The following is a 16290-nucleotide window of genomic DNA, read 5'->3' as shown; positions in this document are numbered from 1 at the left end:
ATCCCTATGTCCACCAGACATAGAGAGTCAAAAGTCATCTTCATAACTTCTTCCTCGGCAGGAAATTAAGGCTAACGCCACCTGAGTCTACGGCAGAACAATTAAATTAACTTAATTAGTATAACGTGGCTAACTAAGCGTGTCAATTGGTAATAGGGATTTTTCTAGGAATTGGCCTAAGCTTCCTGCATGGAATCAAGACTAACGGTCACACTAGGACCCATCGTTGATTCAATTGTCACGTGTTGGACATAAGTCCCACGAACGGCAGCTGGACGGTTACGAACAATCGTATCCGCAATGGTCTTCAAGTTACCAACTAAAGCGTCAGTATCAAACGAAACCTTACCAACAGGGACAGCAACGTTTCCGTCACGGTCGGTCCGGTAAGTCACTTGACCATTCTTAGCGTCTGAAACAGCTTTAGCAACATCCATTGTCACTGTTCCAGTCTTAGGGTTAGGCATTAAGCCCTTAGGTCCAAGAACCCGGCCTAAACGTCCCACTTGTGCCATCATATCTGGAGTGGCAATGGCAACGTCAAAGTCTAACCAGCCATCCTGAATTCGTTCAGCTAAGTCGGTATCACCAACAACGTCGGCACCGGCTTCTTGAGCAGCCTTTGCTTGTTCACCCTTGGCGAAAACAATAACTGTTTGGTCGTTACCCGTACCGTTTGGTAAAACAACGGCACCACGTAACTGTTGGTCAGCTTGCTTCGTGTCAACGTTCAAGTTGAAGGAGACTTCAACCGTTGCGTCAAACTTAGCAAAATTAATTTGTTTAACTAAATCTACGGCGTCGCTGATAGCGTAAACCTTTGTCTTATCGATTTGCTTCAGTGCGTCTTGGTACTTCTTACCTCTTTTACGAGCCATGTTGTGTTTTCCTCCTTGCAAATGTGGTTATAACGGTCTAACCTCCCACTGACACCGCCGTTTTTACGGGGTGCCCGACCGTACAGAACTGGGATTTAGTCTTTAACTGTGAAGCCCATGCTCCGTGCAGTACCTTCGATCATGCGCATTGCTGCTTCAACGTCAGCGGCGTTTAGATCTTGCATTTTGGTTTCAGCGATTTCCTTAACCTGATCCTTGGTTACTTCTGCAACCTTGTTCGTGTTAGGTTCACCGGAACCATGTTCCACGCCAGCAGCCTTCTTTAACAGAACTGCAGCGGGTGGAGTCTTAGTAATGAAGTCGAATGAACGATCTTCGTATACTGAGATAACAACTGGGATAAGCATACCGGCCTGATCTGCAGTCCGAGCATTGAAATCCTTAGTGAAAGCATTGATGTTAATCCCTGCTTGACCTAAAGCTGGTCCAACTGGTGGAGCTGGGGTTGCTTTGGCTGCGGGAATTTGTAGCTTCACAACATTTACTACTTTTTTAGCCACGAGACATACCTCCTTAAGTCCGTGTGTGGTAATAGGAGAATCAAATTTTTCTCCTCCCACGTGATGCGTAACGCATACTAGAACATGTTACCATAGGAAACCCACTGGGACAAGTCCCTTTTAGGGATAATCCTTAGTCCGTAATGGGATCGACCTGATCAAAACTAAGTTCAGCCGCCGTTTCACGTCCAAACATGTCGATGTTAACCTTCAGTTTACCGTTCTTATTATCAATGGCCGTAATTTTACCTTCAAGATCCGTAAAGGCCCCGTCAATAATCTTAACCGTTTCACCAACTTCAACATCCAAGTTAGCGTGCCGGGCCTGACCACCCATCCCCAATTCCTTAAAGATCCGGTCAATTTCGTCCGGCATCAACGGGGTTGGCTTAGAACCTTGACCATGGGAACCGATAAATCCGGTAACCCCCGGAGTATTCCGGACAATGTACCAAGCCCGGTCGCTCATTACCATTTCAACGAGAACGTATCCTGGAAAAATCTTTTCCATGACGGTCTTATCCTTACCGTTCTTTTTCTCCTGCTTTTCTTCTTCTGGGACAATGATGCGGTAAATATTATCCTGCATTCCCATGGATTCGATCCGGGATTCCAGGTTGGTCTTAACACTATTCTCATACCCTGAGTACGTGTGTAAAACGTACCAGCGTTTTTCTTCTGATTCAACCATGATTGGCGCACTCCTTTTTTAAAAAAAGACAAAATAAAAAAACTCCGTCCACACGAAGTTTTTCTCTGTCATCAATATAGCATATTTTAACTGGTTTGAAAACCACTATCCAATAATCCATTGTAAGAAAGCTTGAACGGCCCAATCGACAATTGCAAAGAAGATCGCAAACAGAATGGACGTTATGACAACGACTTCGGTATCAACCGCCGTCTGGTGTGCATCAGGCCATGACACCTGTCTCATTTCTTGTCCAACTGACTTAAAGAAACGTAATAATCGCATATCAGAAACCCCTCCTATTCGCTAAAACTCCTACCGTGTTTCACGGTGAATGGTTTTCTTACCACATTGTTTACAAAACTTTTTTAATTCGAGTCGCTCGGTATGAGCCTGATTGGTGGAAACCGTATAGTTTCTAGTTCCGCATACGGAACAGGCTAGCGCCACTTTGACTTGAGCCATCGTCACCACTCCCGTCATTAACTTGGGTTTAAACAATCGACACTTAGTCTATCATGATTTTAACCCTCCGTCAATTCAGGCTGACCGTTGGCCTAAAAGTGTTTCTAACTTTCGTCGACACCGCCCAATTCCCGATAAAACTTGGGCCTCCGTGCAGTCTAACTGCCGGGCGGTCTCCCGTCGCGTTTGGCGGTGAAGGTAGGCCAACAGGATCTTGAACTCGAACCGGGACAGCGACTGAACGTAATCAACCAGTGATTCACGCAGCCCCACGTACTTTTCCAGTTCGGCCCACTCCGGATCCGTCAGTAAATCTGCCGTTCTGGCCGGATTAGCATCCAACGGAATGGTCTCCAGCCGCGGAATGCGTTTTTGCGCGTGTTCTCGCCGGATAAGGTCAATCACACGGTGGGTCAGAGCCACCTTATACAACCAACCGAGTGCCGGTGACTTTTTGCCGTCAAACTGTTGAATGACCCGGTACATGACGATTCGGGCCTCCTGTTGCCAATCGTCCCACGTGTAGCCGACCAAAAAATGCGTCTGCAACAGTCGTCTCAATACCGGCTCATATCGATCGCATAACGTCTGCAAAGCAAGTGAATCCTTCGCCTGGCAAAAAAAGATGAGTTCATTATCCGTTAGTTCCCCGTAAGTTATCATACCTTCCCCTCCCACTTCCAATACTATCAGTATAGAAAGGGGTAGGAAACGAAGGAAGCGAACGCCCGTTTAATCTTTTTCACTGAGGTGCCGGGAATCCGGGTGCTTGCCAAGCGCCAAGTTGTCCCGGAATTTTTCCAGGGCAAGTAACTGATGTTCATTCCAAGGATTTTTTCGAACCAGCCCCTGGTCAATGTATTCCCGGGCGGAACGCGAAACCTCGTTTTTAGCCCGTTGAATGTCATTCCATAGTTCTCGGGCGGAAATCCGAAGGGCTCCCTCGGAAAAGATTGTCCACTGCTCCGCCTGGTCGCTGGTGGCAACCGTGACTTGAGTGAGCCGACTCTGTTTTTCCTTCGCTAGGGCCTCAATATAGCTATCTGCCGTTTGATCCCGCTTAGTCCACACAATTTCCAAGTTATAGCGACGTTCATTTTTCATCGTACCGGGCGCGTACATCGCATCAAAGACGACCACAATGTTCATATCCCGGACCTTACGGTAGTCGGCCAGCATATGAATTAATTCATCGCGGGCATCAGGCAACCGGTCCGCCGTCTTCAGCTGGTTCAAGACGGGCCAGTTGCCGATCATGTTATAGGCGTCAACGATCATGATTTCCTGTTTCATTATCGGCCTGACCCCCTTTCTTTACAGCGGATGCCTGGAATTAAAGCCTTGGTACATTAACAATCCCGCTGCAACGCTGGCGTTTAAGCTTTGGACGGTTCCCACCATTGGGATGGTGAGCGTTTCATCCACGGACTGTTTTAACAACCGGGAGATCCCCTTGCCTTCGTTGCCAATGACTAACCCGACTGGTCCCTTGGCATCCCAGCGACGATAATCCGTTCCATTCATATCAGTCCCAAAAATCCAAAGTCCCCGATCCTTTAATTCTGCTACCGCATTCGAAAGGTTCGTTACTTTGGCAACCGGGACGGTTTCAATGGCCCCCGTTGATGTCTTAGCGACCGTTGACGTTAAACCAACGGACCGGTGCTTAGGGATAATCACGCCGTGAACCCCGCTGGCATCCGCCGTCCGTAAGATCGACCCTAAGTTATGGGGATCTTCAATTTCATCTAAAATCAGGAAGAACGGCGGCTCACCGGCATCTTCCGCCCGTTTGAACAAATCATCAAGAGTGGCGTACTGAAAGGCCGCTACGGCCAGAACAACACCCTGGTGGTTTTGGTGCGAGGCCATCGTATCCAGCTTGGTCTTTGGAACCTCAGAGATCACCAGGTGCCGCTTTCGGGCCATCCCCCGAATCTCATCTAAACTGTCGTTTTTTAACCCGGACTGTAGAAAGACCTTGTTAATTTCCTGCTCACTCTTAAGGGCCGCTACGGCAGGGTGGCGGCCAATAACGAAATCGCCGGCCGCCTGACTAGACCGGGCGACATCCTTTTCATCAGTCTCCCGGTACTTCTCATTTCGCTTCTTTGGCATGTTTTGTCCTCCCTGCATCGACTTGATCAATACACCACTGGGCAAGCTCATCCAACCGATCCTGCTGCTTTGATAGGAAGAGGAAGCCAAATAGGGCTTCAAACCCCGTTGAAATCCGGTAGGTAATAACGTCCGTATTTTTAGCGTGGGTGTAACTCTTTGCGTTGCGCCCCCGTTTGAACCAATTCCATTCGTCCTCTGATAACAAATCATCTGATTTCATCAGTTCAATTAAGGCCGCCTGAGCCTTCGCAGAAACGTACCGTGTGGCCTCGTGCTGTAACCGATTAGCTTTAACAATTCCCTCGTTAATGAGGTGGGCCCGAACGTAAACTTCGTAGGCGCCATCGCCCATATAGGCCAGTGCAATTCCATTTAATTGACGGTAATCCGCCTGTTTCTTCGTCATTTAGTCACCCTTCTCCAGCGGGTCCCCTGAGGGGTATCCTCTAGAATGATTCCTTGATTTTTAAGTTGTTCCCGAATTTCATCACTACGTTCATAATTTCGGCTCTGCCGGGCGTCAATCCGTTCTTGAATTAAAGCCTCAATGGTGTCATCGTTAATTTCCGTTTCAGCCTTCAACTCAATTCCGAAGATCAGTAATAGTTGGCTGAGCGTCTTTAAAATAAACTGAAGGGTGTCATAAAAAACGACGGGCCGTTCAGCATAGATGTTGCCTAACCGGGCAAGTTCATAAACCTGAGTGATGCCGTTTTGGACGTTAAAGTCATCGTCCATGGCATCCGTGAAATCAGCCATCACTTGGCGAACTTCCTGATCCGTTTTCGGATCTGAACCAGTTTCCGCATCCGATAAGCGGTACGACACATTGTTCACCGCCGTCTTCAGCTTAGCTAGGTTGCGGCTGGCATCTTCCAGGTTATCCTGCGTGTACTGAACGGGACGGCGGTACTGGGTGGTCGACAGGAAGAAGCGCAGGACTTGTGGATCTACCGTCTTGATAATCTCATGAACGGTCACAAAGTTTCCCAACGACTTACTCATCTTTTCGTTGTCATCGCCTACCGTCACAAACCCGTTATGCAGCCAGTAGTTGACAAACTTCTGACCGGTTTTAGCTTCGGACTGGGCAATTTCGTTTTCGTGGTGGGGAAACTCCAGGTCTTCGCCGCCACCGTGGATGTCGAAGGTATTACCGAGAAGTTCCGTGGACATCACGGAGCATTCAATATGCCACCCCGGCCGGCCCTGGCCCCATGGTGACTCCCAGCTAATTTCATCGGCCTTGGCTCCCTTCCACAGGGCAAAGTCAATCGGGTCTTCCTTGCGGGCAGTCTCTTCGTCCGCCGTATGCTGGGACGCACCAGCCTCTAACTCATCAATGTTTTGCCCGGAAAGTTCACCGTACGGCTTAAACTTTCGGGTCCGGTAGTAGACGTCACCCTCAACTTCATAGGCGTAACCCTTTTCGATGAGGTCCTGGATAAACGTGATAATTTCTGGAATGTGTTCGGTTGCCCTAGGATTCGTGGTGGCCGGTTTAATGTTTAAGGCAGCTGTATCTTCCTTAAAGGCCTGAATGTACTTGTTACCTAGTTCCATCACGGTAACGTGATCCTTCTTGGCTTGATTAATCATCTTATCATCAACGTCCGTAAAGTTAGAAACGTAGTTAACGGTGTATCCCTTATATTCCAAGTATCGGCGAATGGTATCAAACGCAACAGCGGAGCGACCATTTCCAATGTGAATGTAATTGTAGACCGTGGGCCCACAGACGTACATATTCACCAAATTGGGGGTCATTGATTTAAACGGTTCTTTTTCTCGGGTCATCGTATTAAAAACTTGAAGCATGTTTAAACTCCTTTCTGTTGCGACTTTAGTTACGTTCATTCTATCATAATTTGCGGCCAGCCAAAACGCAGTCGCCAACTTCACCACTGAATTTTAAAAAACATCGTTATCCCCTTTACGGGTAATAACGATGTTTCCTAATTTAAACGGTTATTTATATTGCGCTAACGTTTGGTTAATGTGTTTAACGGCCACGTCACGACCAATTAATTCAATGGATTCTGGCAAACCAGGGCCGTGCATTTCATGGGTTGTCGCAATTCGCAGCGGCATCCATAACTTCCGCCCCTTAATTCCCGTTTCCTGTTGGACCGCCTTAATTGCCCCTAAAATTTCAATGGCATCAAAGACGTCTAGCTTTTGAATTCGATCCGCAAAGTCCTTCAATACTACTGGAGCGGTATCGTTATTGATTTCATCCCAGGCTTCACCGGTCACTTCATCCGGTTCATCAAAGAAGACACTGGCCATCTCGTTAATTTGACCCATGTAGCTCATCTGATCCTTATAAAGCATAATCAATTGACGGGCCCATTCTAACGTCTTGGCGTCGGGGTTAGCGGGCATGTTGCCCGCTTCAATCAGCTGTTGCAAAGCCAAGTGGGTAATGACACTTCCATCCGCCTTTTTAACGTACCGGTTGTTCAACCATTCCAATTTGTCTTGGTCAAAGGTTGCGGGCGACTTACTCAGGCGAGTTTCATCGTACATCTTGATGAATTCCTTCTTGGTAAAGATTTCCTCTTCACCCACAGGACTCCAACCCAATAAGACGATAAAGTTAAACATTGCGTCCGGTAGGTAGCCGAGGCTCCGGTACTGTTCGATAAATTGGAGAACCGTTTCATCCCGCTTAGACAGCTTTTTACCCGTATCCTTGCTAATAATTAAGGACATGTGGCCGAACTGTGGGGCTTCCCACCCTAAGGCATCGTAAATCATTAATTGCTTAGGGGTGTTAGCTACGTGGTCATCCCCCCGAAAAACGTGCGAGATTTCCATTAAGTGATCATCAACGACAACGGCAAAGTTATAAGTTGGCATGCCGTCCCGCTTAGCGATCACCCAGTCACCACCGATGGAGTCGGAGTTAAAGGCCACGTGACCCTTAACAATGTCGTCCCATTCGTAGACCTTATCCTTAGGGACCCGGAACCGAATAACGGGTTTGAGGCCCTTCGCTTTGGCATCCGCAATGGCTTGGTTTCTTTCATCCTCGCTCATGCCAGCGTATTCGTATTCGTAATGGGGCATTTCTTTTCGAGCCTTTTGGGCTTCACGATCCGCTGCCAGTTCTTCTTCAGTCTTGTAGGATTCGTATGCCAGACCCTGATCCATTAACTGCTGAATGTATTGTTCGTAGAGCTCCCGGCGTTCTGACTGCCGGTACGGGCCAAAGTCGCCGCCGACGTCTGGACCTTCATCCCAGTCAAGGCCAAGCCACTTGAGGTTTTCAAGCTGGCTACGTTCCCCATCTTCAACGTTCCGTTTTGTATCTGTATCTTCAATTCGGATAATAAACTTACCCTTATTATGACGAGCAAACAGGTAGTTAAAAATTGCTGTCCGCGCGTTTCCAATGTGCAGATGCCCGGTTGGACTTGGAGCATATCGAACACGAATTTTATTGTTAGCCAAAGCAATTGCGCCTCTTTCTAAATAGTTAATTCTTAATTCCATCTCTTTAAAGATAACGTTACTAGTGTACAATGCCACTCTAAAAAAAGAAAGGCTGTCAACAGACAATTCGTTAAATTTGTCTGTTAATAGCCTGGTTAACCCTTATTTTTTCTTTTTATCGTGGTGTTCAATCGTTTTAGAGGCGTGCGCCGGTTTGGCAAAGATCATTCGCCCGGCATCCGTTTGAATGGAACTTGTCACGATGACGTCGAGCCACTGATTAATGTAGAACTTTCCGTCTTCAACGACGACCATCGTGCCATCATCGAGGTAAGCCACCCCCTGCTGACGTTCAGTCCCGTTTTTAACCACCATCACGTGAAGGTTCTCACCCGGAATAGCCCGCGCCTTTAACGCACTGGCGAGTTCATTAATGTTCAGCACCTCAACCTGCTGGAACTGAATGACCTTATTCAAATTATAGTCGTTCGTCATAATGACCCCGTTCACCTTTTTAGCTAGGGCAATCAGTTTGTCATCTACCTCGCTGATTTCAGGAAAGTCGCCCGCGTAGGCCTCGACGGGAACGATGTTTTCACTCTGCAGCTTATTCAAAACGTCCAAGCCCCGGCGTCCGCGCACCCGTTTTACACTGTCGCTTGCGTCCGCAATATACTGAAGTTCGTGGAGCACAAAATCAGGGACTAACAGGGTCCCTTCCAAAAAGCCGGTCTTAGCAATGTCATAAATTCGACCATCAATCAAAATGTTAGTATCTAAAATTTTGTAGTGGTGGTAGTTATCATCTAAGGGCCGGTCCGTTATCTCGGGTTCAACGCTGGCTTCAGCCCCCGGTTCCTTCTTGGTTCGAAACCGAAAGGCCTTCCGCCATTCATCCCGCCTTGTCGTTCCCAGCCGAAACCCAAAGTACCCAAAACTGAGCATGAGAATCATGGGGAGCACCGTATTCAGCAACACTGACGGCAGCCGGAAGAAAAAGAGGGAGATCAAGTAAGCTAGGACCAATCCGATGATGGTCGAAATTGACCCGAAGAAGAGGTACGTTGGGCTTTGTCGTGCGAGAAAGGTCTCGATTCGATCCATTACGCCGCTTAATTTATTCGCAAACATTGAGGCCAGTAACAGAAAAATAATCAGTCCGATCACAATATTGACAATCGTATTATTCAAAATACCGTGAGGAACGTGGAATAATAGCCAAACATCGGGCATGTAAGCCAGCCCTACTGCGGCACCAACGAGTGCGAATAAAAAGGTTAAAACTGTATTAGTTGTGTGACGATCTGCCATGTCGATACACCTCCTTTCTTGTCCATTACCTAGTCTAGCGCTTTATGCAATGCTTCACCAATAGTTGATACCCCAATGACGTCAATTCCTTTTGGGGCCGTTAGATCTTGAAGGTTGTTTTTCGGGATAAAAATCCGGCTAAACCCTAATTTTTGGGCTTCACTGACCCGCTGATCAATCCGACTCACCCGCCGAATTTCACCCGTCAATCCTACTTCACCAACAAAACAATCCCCGGTTTGGGTCCCGTGATCCCGGTAGCTGGAGGCCAAGCTGATGGCAATAGCCAAATCAACTGCCGGTTCCGTAAGTTTGACCCCGCCAGCGGCCTTTAAATAGGCGTCTTGGTTTTGCAGCATTAAATTGGCCCGTTTTTCCAGCACCGCAATAAGCAGCGACATCCGACTGCGTTCTACCCCGCTGGCGGTCCGCTGGGCATTTCCAAACACACTGGGGGTGACGAGCGCCTGAATTTCAACCAGAATGGGCCGGGTACCCTCCATGGAAACCGCAATCGCCGAGCCGTTCGCATCCGGCAACCGTTCTTCAAGGAAGATTTCCGATGGGTTATCCACTTCGTAGAGCCCACCATCCCGCATTTCAAAAATTCCCAGTTCATTAGTTGATCCAAACCGGTTCTTCACCGCCCGCAAGATCCGGTATTCATGGTGGAGGTCCCCCTCAAAGTACAAGACGGTATCCACCATATGTTCCAGAATTTTGGGACCAGCGATCGCCCCGCCCTTAGTGACGTGGCCGACCAGGAAAATAGTAATGCCCTCCGACTTAGCAATCTGCATCAATTCTGCCGTGACTTCCCGAATTTGTGAAGCGGACCCAACCGCAGCGTCAATTCCTGTCGCCTGCATTGTTTGAACCGAATCAATGACCACAAAATCAGGTTTAAGCTCCTCAATCTCGCTTCGAATAGTTCCTAAGTCCGTCTCGGGATAAAGGTACAAACTGTCCCCGTGCACCTTCAATCGGTCGGCTCGCATCTTAATTTGTGAAGCACTTTCTTCACCAGACACGTAAAGGACCGTTCCATTCTCCTGGGCTAACTGACCGGAAACCTGCAATAGCAAGGTGGACTTTCCAATCCCAGGGTCCCCGCCAATTAAAATGAGTGATCCGCGAACGATTCCGCCCCCCAGTACCCGGTTTAATTCGCGGAGCCCGGTTTCAGTTCTCGGTTCCTGTTCAAACTTGACGTCCCCAATTTTTTGGGGTTTACCGCCCTCACTCCGAATGCCAACCCGGGCGGCCCGGTCCGTGGCCTTCGGTTTTGACTGTACGGTTTCTTCAACTAATGTATTCCATTCACCGCAGTTCGGACACCGCCCTAAGTAACGTGGCGACGAGTAGCCGCAGTTTTGACAAACATACTGTGTTTTAACTTTTGCCAATGAGTAACCTCCCAAACTGTTTCTAACTGATACTCAATACGCCTTATTTTAGCATAGCCGGGCCCGTTTCCTTAGTGACTTATCAGGCCTTTAGGACTTCTTATCGGATGACCCAAATCCGCCGCTGCGAACGGCTTGCGGCATCCTTTCGGCATCTGCACTAAGGTAAGGCATGAAGATTCCCTGGCCAATTCGCGTGCCCTTTTTAATGACCCGGTCCGTGAGGCCAAAGTTCATCAATTGGATGAAAATCTCACCCTCATTAGCTGCATTATTATAATAGTCGGCGTCGATTACTCCGATGCCGTTTGGCAGCACTAGGCTATGCTTAAGCGGCCCACTTGACCGATTGACTAACAGCAGCACCTCATCCGGCTGCATGTAAGCCTTTATCCCCGTTGAAACGAGGCGGGGTTTCAAATCCGCCTGAGCACTTTTAAGTTTGTCGCCGTCAAGTGGTTTCTGGTGGCGAATCAGGTGCAGCGCCCGTAAAAAGCCTAACTTCCAAATTGATGGGACCACAGTATCGGTCGCACACTCAAAGTCATACCCAGCCGCCTGCTTCGTACTCCGGTAGGGTAAGGTTAATTGTTGATCCGCATACTTAGAAACGACTTCGAATCCCCGTTTTTTCATCCTATTCACTCCTTAAGATTATCCAGCTGTTTTTCTGCTAAGGCCTATCATATCATATTCCCCTTCCACGGTTGACAAGCCTGAATTAATCCCTCACACTAAAGGGGATAGTGATAAAAGCGAGGGATAATTTATGACAATTATAGAGGATCACAACCGGGATTATATCACCACCGAGACGGGGGACCTGGCCGCGGAAATCACCTACATCCCCCTGTCAGATCGGGTTTGGGTGATTGAACACACCTTTGTGCGTCCCGGCCAGTCCCTTGATCTGTCAGACCGGTTGATTAACCACCTGGTTTTGCAAGCTAACCAGCACCATATCCAGCTTAAGGTGTTGGATCCCTACACCAAGCGGTTCTTAGCCAAGCACCCAGAGTCGCCGGTCGATCTTTGGTCCCCCGCTGCCCTCACTAAGAGTGGAAAAGAAGGAGTAAGCAAATGAATCAAGATCAGTTAAAGGAACAAGTCGGCCGTGAAGCCGTTAAATTTGTTGAAGATGGAATGTACCTCGGCCTTGGAACGGGAAGTACCGTTCGTTACATGGTGGACGCCCTTGGTGAGCGGGTTGCAAATGAACACCTGAACCTCGTCTGCGTGGCAACCTCCGAAAGAACGGCCCAGCAGGCAGCTGAACTAGGGATTACCGTTCGAAACCTAGATGACGTTGACCATTTAGATCTCACCATCGACGGTGCCGATGAAATTGATGACAACTTCCAGGGTATTAAGGGTGGCGGTGCAGCTCACCTCTGGGAAAAAATCGTTGCCATCAACTCCACTAAGAACATGTGGATTGTTGACGAAAGCAAGATGGTCCATAAGTTAGGTCAGTTCCCCCTGCCCTTAGAGGTCATTCCGTTCGGTTCCACCCACGTTTTGAAAAAGTTAACCGACATGGGCTTACACCCAACCTTCCGGATGACTGAAACCGGCCACGTGATGACCGATTCCGAAAACTACGTCATCGACCTGCACCTTAACGAAATTGATCACCCCCATGAGTTAGCAGCTCAACTTGATGGCATTGTTGGTGTCGTTGAGCATGGCCTCTTCTTGGACATGGTCAACACCGTTATTGTCGGTCGGTCAGACGGACCCGAAGTTTTACGTGCCCGTGATTAATTAACCCATCCGACTAAAGGTTGAGTGACTCAAGCCTACTTGAGTCACTTGACCTTTTTAGGTTCAAGCACCCATTTTATATTTATGAGAAAATTATCATTTTCTTATCACAAATCTTTTAAAATAGCGTACAATAAACCTTCAAAGGGAGCGTGATGATATTGAGTAACGCAATTAATCAGGATCAAATTGCATCTTACCAACAAAACCTAACGAACAAGCCACAGTCAAAGGTCCTTGAACGGGCAGTTACCCACCAGGGCATTTTAGCAACGAGCGCTGACTTCTCCTCCGAAGCGAACATGGACCCCGTTTTTTCAATTGACCTCGATACGGGAAAGGTCGCCAACCAAAAGCAAAGTGGCCGCTGCTGGATGTTTGCCGCCTTAAACACCATGCGGCACCACATGGCCAACCTGTTTGATCTTAAGGACTTTGAACTATCCCAAAACTACGAATACTTCTGGGATAAGTTTGAAAAATCAAATTACTTCTACGAAAACGTCATTAAAACGGCTAACCTCCCGTTGACCGATCGTAAGGTCAACTTTTTGATGACCACTCCACAACAGGACGGTGGTCAATGGGATATGCTCTGCGCAATTGTTGCCAAGTACGGTGTCGTGCCGGCCTCAGTCATGCCCGAGACCTACAATAGCAATAAATCCAGCGAGTTAAATGATCTATTAAACCGCAAGTTGCGTAAGGACGCGACTGCCCTCCGCGAATTAGTGAGCCAGGGTTCCTCTGACACCGATCTTTCGGCCGCCAAGGATCAAATGTTAAACGAAATTTACCGTCTGCTCGCCTATACCCTCGGAGAACCCGTTACCGAATTTGACTTTGAGTACCGGGACGCCGATAAAAATTACCACCTCGACCAAAACTTAACCCCGCAAAGCTTCTACCAAAAATACATCGGCTGGGATCTGAGCGAATACGTTTCAATTATTAACGCGCCAACTGCTGACAAACCATACAACCATACTTATACGGTTGAAATGCTTGGTAACGTCGTTGGGGGACGTGAAGTTAAGCACCTCAACCTCGCAATTTCAGACTTCAAAAAGGCAGCCATTGCGCAACTCAAGGCGGGTGAATCCGTCTGGTTTGGCTGTGACGTTGGTAAGGAATCCGAACGACAAAAGGGAATTATGGACCTCGATTACTACAACCCAGATGACCTGTTTGACATCGATTTTTCACTTAGCAAAGCCCAACAGCTGGACTACGGCCAAAGCCTGATGACCCACGCAATGGTTTTAACCGGGGTTGATCTGATCGATGATCAGCCGACTAAGTGGAAGGTTGAAAACAGTTGGGGTGAAAAGGTCGGAACCAAAGGCTTTTTCGTCATGAGTGACGCCTGGTTGGATCAATACTGTTACCAAATTGTGGTTAACAAAAAATTCCTTCCCGAAGACATTCGTAAAATTCAGGAAACTGAACAACCAACTGTCTTAGCACCATGGGATCCAATGGGCGCCTTGGCCTAAATCACCACCTAGAAGTAAATCCGTTAAATCTAAGGCCACCCACGAAATTGCGCTTGAAATTTAGCTCGTTAAAAAGGATCACGACCAATTCGATATGCCCATCGAATTAGTCGTGATCCTTTTTTAACGCCTAGTTAAGTGTACTTTGTTCGTGAATTTCCTTATAGGTATCAATCGCCGTTTGTTCGGTCGACCAGACAGGATCCATAATCCGTTTTTCAAAGTAATTCGACATCAACACGACTGCATCTTTCCCATCGGGTGAAATTGCAACCGTAGATTCATAATAGTTACCGACCCCGTGGGAATAGTACCCGGAGTTATCCTTCATCCGATAAAGGCCGCCCGCATAGTTAATGTCAGTTCCAACTCCATGCAAGTTGTTTGCGGCATCCTGAGAAACAATCTGGTTAGTAACCACTGCCCGTTCGGCTTGGTATAGATCACCATCGGACATGTAAGCATTTCCCGTGCCAAGTAAACTATCCAGGGTCGCTGGTGACTCCGTATTAGGATTCTGGTAGTCCCGGATTAAAGGTCCCCCATAGCCCTTAGTTCCCGTTTTCTGTTCATTATCGAGTTCCATAAAACCAGAGTAATGGAGCTTTAACGGGTTAATTAAGGTGTTGTAATACAACTTATAGTACGACTGATGGGTAACCTTAGTCAGAATTCCCGACAAAATTAAATAGTTGATGGGAGCATACGACCACTGCCCAATTCGCTTAGTATCAACCGTGGCGTTCTTAACCCCGTAGTTCACCATTTGATCCTCGGTGAGGGCCTTAGATGAACTCACCGTTCCAGTAATTCCAGAATGCATGTCCAGCATTTGCCTTAGGGTGACCTGATCCGAATTTTTTAGTTGAGGGTAATACTTATTCAACTTGTCATCCAGCGACAAAAGCCCCTTCTGTTCCGCCTTCATCACTAAAATCGCCGTCAAGGACTTCTGGACTGAGTTGATTTGATATAACGACTTTGCCGTATTTTTACGTTTTAAGCCGTAGTCAGCGTAGCCGTAACCCTTTTGGAAAACTACTTTATTGTTCTTTACCACCAAGGCGGTACCCACAAAATGTTTTCGGTTGAGGGCCCGGTTAAGTTTGGCCGTCATATTAGGTGCTGACTTCCCCGTCACCTCATCGTTATACTTGCTTTTTGTCTTCTTCAGCTTAGCCTGGCTATTCTTGGCTAGCACCTCAAGTTTATCGTCGGTGGACTGATTGACCTTGACCTGTTCGGCCTGTTCCTTAATGGCCGATTTCGTTTGTTGAACCGGTGACTGGTGGGACTGGGTAGAACATCCCGCTACTCCTAAAATACTAAGCGCCATAATTCCCACGCCCACTAGTCCCCGCCAATGCATTCGTCCTTTTTTTTCTTTCACCGTCCTGATCCCCAATTCATTCTGGATTTTACTACTAGCTTGATTATACAATGAAATTTTTTCGAACCGAAACATTTGCTTTCATTCTTAACGCTTTATTGAATTTTAGTTTTCTTGACAACGGTTAAGTGTTCATCAAAGGTATAGCAGATTGGTACTCCATTTGCCACCTCGACCTGGCTGATGTTGGCGTCACTTACCCCGTCTAAGAACTTAATTAAAGCTCGAAGTGTACTCCCATGCGCCACTATCAGTTGATTATGACCATCCAATAACCGGGGTGCCACGCAATCGGTCCAGTACGGCATCAACCGGTCATAAGCCATTTCCAGGCTTTCCCCTCGCGGTTCAATATGCGGACCAAACGAATCATACCGCCGATCCTGCCTCAAACACGTTAAAAGCGGTGGCACCGTTTTAAAGCTTCGGCGCCATTCTTGCACTTGGGCTTCCCCCACCTGTTGTTTAACGGCCGCTTTATTCTGCCCCCGGAGTGCACCATAGTGGCGCTCATTTAACCGCCACGACTTAGTCTGCGGCAGCCAATCCTGGTGGCATTCGCCTAATACAATATCCGCTGTTTTTATGGCCCGCTGCAGCATCGACGTATGAACGTGGGTAAATTGGAGGTTGGTTTGAGCAATTTTTTTGCCGGCCTGATGAGCTTGATAAACTCCCCGGTCCGTTAGGGGGACGTCACTCCAACCCGTAAAAATATTATCTCGGTTGGCTTCACTTTCTCCGTGCCGTAAAATCACTAGATTGACCATGCTGAACCACCCCGTTCCGTTTAATTGCATTTATCATAC

General features: G+C 47.7%; 19 protein-coding genes and 1 other annotated feature (1 of these 20 running past the window's edge). Of the genes, 3 read left to right on the top strand and 16 right to left on the bottom strand.

From position 1 onward, the window contains the following. Positions 1-111, bottom strand: a sequence feature (ribosomal protein L10 leader region); it reaches 14 nt to the left of the window's first position. Positions 112-176: 65 nt separating this feature from the next. From rplA to DCM90_RS07880, 14 genes are all read right to left on the bottom strand, one after another. Next, positions 177-878, bottom strand: a complete 702-nt coding sequence (gene rplA, locus DCM90_RS07945; protein ID WP_109250835.1) for a 50S ribosomal protein L1 — start codon at positions 876-878, stop codon at positions 177-179. 95 nt (positions 879-973) lie between these two features. Next, positions 974-1399, bottom strand: coding sequence for a 50S ribosomal protein L11 (gene rplK, locus DCM90_RS07940; protein ID WP_109250834.1), 426 nt, complete (start codon positions 1397-1399; stop codon positions 974-976). A 133-nt stretch (positions 1400-1532) separates the two neighbouring features. Further along, positions 1533-2090: a transcription termination/antitermination protein NusG gene (nusG, locus tag DCM90_RS07935; protein ID WP_109250833.1), complete on the bottom strand. Its 558-nt coding sequence runs from the start codon at positions 2088-2090 to the stop codon at positions 1533-1535. A gap of 105 nt (positions 2091-2195) precedes the next feature. Further along, positions 2196-2375: a preprotein translocase subunit SecE gene (gene secE, locus DCM90_RS07930; protein ID WP_109250832.1), complete on the bottom strand. Its 180-nt coding sequence runs from the start codon at positions 2373-2375 to the stop codon at positions 2196-2198. Positions 2376-2405: 30 nt separating this feature from the next. Beyond that, complete coding sequence (rpmG, locus tag DCM90_RS07925) at positions 2406-2555, bottom strand: 50S ribosomal protein L33 (protein WP_109251082.1); 150 nt, start codon at positions 2553-2555, stop codon at positions 2406-2408. A 75-nt stretch (positions 2556-2630) separates the two neighbouring features. Continuing rightward, complete coding sequence (locus DCM90_RS07920) at positions 2631-3218, bottom strand: RNA polymerase sigma factor (RefSeq protein WP_109250831.1); 588 nt, start codon at positions 3216-3218, stop codon at positions 2631-2633. A 69-nt stretch (positions 3219-3287) separates the two neighbouring features. After that, entirely contained in the window at positions 3288-3848 is a 561-nt protein-coding gene (locus DCM90_RS07915) for an NYN domain-containing protein (RefSeq protein WP_109250830.1), read from the bottom strand. Positions 3849-3869: 21 nt separating this feature from the next. Beyond that, positions 3870-4673 carry a 23S rRNA (guanosine(2251)-2'-O)-methyltransferase RlmB gene (rlmB, locus tag DCM90_RS07910; protein WP_109250829.1) on the bottom strand — a complete coding sequence of 268 codons (804 nt, stop codon included), beginning with the start codon at positions 4671-4673 and terminating at the stop codon, positions 3870-3872. After that, complete coding sequence (locus tag DCM90_RS07905; RefSeq protein WP_109250828.1) at positions 4654-5082, bottom strand: Mini-ribonuclease 3; 429 nt, start codon at positions 5080-5082, stop codon at positions 4654-4656. The genes rlmB and DCM90_RS07905 overlap by 20 nt, the downstream gene beginning before the upstream one ends. Further along, complete coding sequence (cysS, locus tag DCM90_RS07900; RefSeq protein WP_109250827.1) at positions 5079-6494, bottom strand: cysteine--tRNA ligase; 1416 nt, start codon at positions 6492-6494, stop codon at positions 5079-5081. Before cysS ends, DCM90_RS07905 begins: the two co-directional genes overlap by 4 nt. A gap of 150 nt (positions 6495-6644) precedes the next feature. Further along, positions 6645-8132: a glutamate--tRNA ligase gene (gltX, locus tag DCM90_RS07895; protein ID WP_109250826.1), complete on the bottom strand. Its 1488-nt coding sequence runs from the start codon at positions 8130-8132 to the stop codon at positions 6645-6647. A 144-nt stretch (positions 8133-8276) separates the two neighbouring features. Next, positions 8277-9425 (bottom strand): PIN/TRAM domain-containing protein, encoded by a 1149-nt coding sequence (locus DCM90_RS07890; RefSeq protein ID WP_109250825.1) that lies wholly within the window; start codon positions 9423-9425, stop codon positions 8277-8279. Between the two features lie 29 nt (positions 9426-9454). Next, positions 9455-10831 (bottom strand): DNA repair protein RadA, encoded by a 1377-nt coding sequence (radA, locus tag DCM90_RS07885; protein WP_109250824.1) that lies wholly within the window; start codon positions 10829-10831, stop codon positions 9455-9457. 90 nt (positions 10832-10921) lie between these two features. Then, positions 10922-11467: a dCTP deaminase/dUTPase family protein gene (locus DCM90_RS07880; protein WP_109250823.1), complete on the bottom strand. Its 546-nt coding sequence runs from the start codon at positions 11465-11467 to the stop codon at positions 10922-10924. A 133-nt stretch (positions 11468-11600) separates the two neighbouring features. On the opposite strand from DCM90_RS07880, the gene DCM90_RS07875 reads away from it, so the two are divergent. From DCM90_RS07875 to DCM90_RS07865, 3 genes are all read left to right on the top strand, one after another. Beyond that, positions 11601-11915 carry a GNAT family N-acetyltransferase gene (locus DCM90_RS07875; RefSeq protein WP_109250822.1) on the top strand — a complete coding sequence of 105 codons (315 nt, stop codon included), beginning with the start codon at positions 11601-11603 and terminating at the stop codon, positions 11913-11915. Further along, on the top strand, positions 11912-12595 hold the full coding sequence (rpiA, locus tag DCM90_RS07870; protein WP_109250821.1) for a ribose-5-phosphate isomerase RpiA: 684 nt from the start codon (positions 11912-11914) through the stop codon (positions 12593-12595). The genes DCM90_RS07875 and rpiA overlap by 4 nt, the downstream gene beginning before the upstream one ends. Positions 12596-12756: 161 nt before the next feature. Beyond that, positions 12757-14091, top strand: coding sequence for a C1 family peptidase (locus DCM90_RS07865; protein ID WP_165815254.1), 1335 nt, complete (start codon positions 12757-12759; stop codon positions 14089-14091). A 130-nt stretch (positions 14092-14221) separates the two neighbouring features. Here DCM90_RS07865 and DCM90_RS07860 read toward each other — a convergent pair whose 3' ends face one another. Then, positions 14222-15481 (bottom strand): serine hydrolase domain-containing protein, encoded by a 1260-nt coding sequence (locus DCM90_RS07860; RefSeq protein ID WP_165815253.1) that lies wholly within the window; start codon positions 15479-15481, stop codon positions 14222-14224. Positions 15482-15576: 95 nt separating this feature from the next. After that, positions 15577-16251, bottom strand: coding sequence for a 2,3-bisphosphoglycerate-dependent phosphoglycerate mutase (locus DCM90_RS07855; protein ID WP_109251081.1), 675 nt, complete (start codon positions 16249-16251; stop codon positions 15577-15579). Positions 16252-16290 lie beyond the last annotated feature (39 nt).

It is taken from the genome of Levilactobacillus bambusae, from assembly GCF_003124125.1.
GTDB classification, from domain to species: domain Bacteria; phylum Bacillota; class Bacilli; order Lactobacillales; family Lactobacillaceae; genus Levilactobacillus; species Levilactobacillus bambusae.
This window is presented reverse-complemented; position numbering and strand designations above follow the sequence as displayed.

Excerpts from the sequence above, each read along its gene's own strand:
- rplA (WP_109250835.1), bottom strand. The coding sequence starts at position 878 with ATGGCTCGTAAAAGAGGTAAGAAGTACCAAGACGCACTGAAGCAAATC.
- nusG (WP_109250833.1), bottom strand. The coding sequence starts at position 2,090 with ATGGTTGAATCAGAAGAAAAACGCTGGTACGTTTTACACACGTACTCA.
- secE (WP_109250832.1), bottom strand. The coding sequence starts at position 2,375 with ATGCGATTATTACGTTTCTTTAAGTCAGTTGGACAAGAAATGAGACAG.
- rpmG (WP_109251082.1), bottom strand. The coding sequence starts at position 2,555 with ATGGCTCAAGTCAAAGTGGCGCTAGCCTGTTCCGTATGCGGAACTAGA.
- DCM90_RS07920 (WP_109250831.1), bottom strand. The coding sequence starts at position 3,218 with ATGATAACTTACGGGGAACTAACGGATAATGAACTCATCTTTTTTTGC.
- DCM90_RS07915 (WP_109250830.1), bottom strand. The coding sequence starts at position 3,848 with ATGAAACAGGAAATCATGATCGTTGACGCCTATAACATGATCGGCAAC.
- rlmB (WP_109250829.1), bottom strand. The coding sequence starts at position 4,673 with ATGCCAAAGAAGCGAAATGAGAAGTACCGGGAGACTGATGAAAAGGAT.
- DCM90_RS07905 (WP_109250828.1), bottom strand. The coding sequence starts at position 5,082 with ATGACGAAGAAACAGGCGGATTACCGTCAATTAAATGGAATTGCACTG.
- cysS (WP_109250827.1), bottom strand. The coding sequence starts at position 6,494 with ATGCTTCAAGTTTTTAATACGATGACCCGAGAAAAAGAACCGTTTAAA.
- DCM90_RS07890 (WP_109250825.1), bottom strand. The coding sequence starts at position 9,425 with ATGGCAGATCGTCACACAACTAATACAGTTTTAACCTTTTTATTCGCA.
- DCM90_RS07880 (WP_109250823.1), bottom strand. The coding sequence starts at position 11,467 with ATGAAAAAACGGGGATTCGAAGTCGTTTCTAAGTATGCGGATCAACAA.
- DCM90_RS07875 (WP_109250822.1), top strand. The coding sequence starts at position 11,601 with ATGACAATTATAGAGGATCACAACCGGGATTATATCACCACCGAGACG.
- rpiA (WP_109250821.1), top strand. The coding sequence starts at position 11,912 with ATGAATCAAGATCAGTTAAAGGAACAAGTCGGCCGTGAAGCCGTTAAA.
- DCM90_RS07855 (WP_109251081.1), bottom strand. The coding sequence starts at position 16,251 with ATGGTCAATCTAGTGATTTTACGGCACGGAGAAAGTGAAGCCAACCGA.